At 63.7% G+C, this 405-nt stretch carries 1 pseudogene; it reads left to right on the top strand.

Annotated elements, in window-relative coordinates:
* Positions 1-405: pseudogene (locus HMPREF0372_RS20180) on the top strand (hypothetical protein); the annotation flags it as partial.

Below are 405 nucleotides of genomic sequence, written 5' to 3'. Positions count from 1 at the left end.
CCTGCGCGGGGAGATGGAGGCCTGCTGCCAGCTCCGTACCGGTCGCACACTAGCACAGCATTACAACCATCTGCTGGTGCAGGAGGAGGTGGAGCCGCCGGAGCTCACGGCTGGGACGCGCCGCATCCCTGTGGACAAGGTGAGTTTTGCGGATGAGCCCTCGGAGTGCGATGGCCGTCTTCTGTTCTACGTGCCGGTTGGATTTGACCCGGACGCGGTCTTTGGCACCCACGTGGCGACCGCGGAAAACGACGACTGGCTCAACGTGTACGCCGCCTATGACCTGAACACCGGCAAGCCGTGCTCTGCACTGGATGTTATCCTGGTGTGCGGGGACAGCAGCGAGTTCGCCTTCCGGTATCCGCTGGCCAAGCAGGAGCAGGCCGCGCTGCTGGAGAAGATGGA

The sequence above is a fragment of the Flavonifractor plautii ATCC 29863 genome (assembly GCF_000239295.1).
In the GTDB taxonomy this organism is placed as follows: Bacteria; Bacillota; Clostridia; order Oscillospirales; family Oscillospiraceae; genus Flavonifractor; species Flavonifractor plautii.
This window is presented reverse-complemented; position numbering and strand designations above follow the sequence as displayed.